This window comes from Candidatus Kosakonia sp. 282A-S69, from assembly GCF_029433855.1.
Classification (GTDB): domain Bacteria; phylum Pseudomonadota; class Gammaproteobacteria; order Enterobacterales; family Enterobacteriaceae; genus Kosakonia; species Kosakonia cowanii_A.
Map to the genome: position 1 here is coordinate 2,095 of NZ_JAROAU010000005.1, position 248 is coordinate 2,342.

A 248-nucleotide genomic window follows, 5' to 3' on the forward strand; every position below is an offset into this window, starting at 1 on the left:
CGGGCACAGTCACGTCGATAACCTCGTAGTCTTTGGGATCATAGCCCTTGACACGCTTAGGGGAAGAGGAGAGATAGCCGTATTCCGCGCGAACAATCACCAGGCCGTTCTGGGCCGTTTCCTTGGCCTGGCGTCGCTGCACCTGTTCGGTCATTAACTGCACGGCCAGCGCACTCTCGGATTTCTTTTGGGGAATCAGGCCACGCAGACGTCTCTGCTTCTTCGCAATGAGGCGTCGTCGCTTCTTG

1 protein-coding gene is annotated in these 248 nt (G+C 57.3%); it reads right to left on the reverse strand.

The genetic code is table 11. From position 1 onward, the window contains the following. On the reverse strand, window positions 1–248 hold a 248-nt coding region (locus PU683_RS20770), incomplete at both ends, for a DNAJC11 domain-containing protein (RefSeq protein ID WP_277174507.1).